Origin of the sequence: Idiomarina sp. Sol25 (genome assembly GCF_033052775.1) — a bacterium.
In the GTDB taxonomy this organism is placed as follows: domain Bacteria; phylum Pseudomonadota; class Gammaproteobacteria; order Enterobacterales; family Alteromonadaceae; genus Idiomarina.
Genome location: NZ_JAUPEW010000145.1, coordinates 1 through 265 on the forward strand (window position 1 = coordinate 1; position 265 = coordinate 265).

1 protein-coding gene is annotated in these 265 nt (G+C 63.0%); it reads left to right on the forward strand.

Annotated features, from left to right (window positions below; translation table 11 throughout):
* A partial coding sequence (locus tag Q5L94_RS13800; protein WP_317498926.1) for a hypothetical protein occupies positions 1-212 on the forward strand: 212 nt, incomplete at its 5' end.
* Positions 213-265: the final 53 nt, after the last annotated feature.

The following is a 265-nucleotide window of genomic DNA, read 5'->3' on the forward strand; positions in this document are numbered from 1 at the left end:
TGACGATCACTGATCGGGCGAAACGTCGGCAGCATGGCCGCAGTGCATCGAGCTGGACGAACGCCGATGAACGGCAGTTTCAGGAGCATGTCGCGGTCCTCACGCTGACCCGTCGTGGCGAGATCGACGCTCTCACGCGCAAGCTCGATAGGCAGGAGAAGGCGCTTGCCGAGTTTCGGTCACGCCTTCGGGTTTCCGCTGCGCAGCGGTGAAGAGCTGGAGAGCCGCACCAGTCGGACTGTCAACTGCGTGGGAGGAACGCATG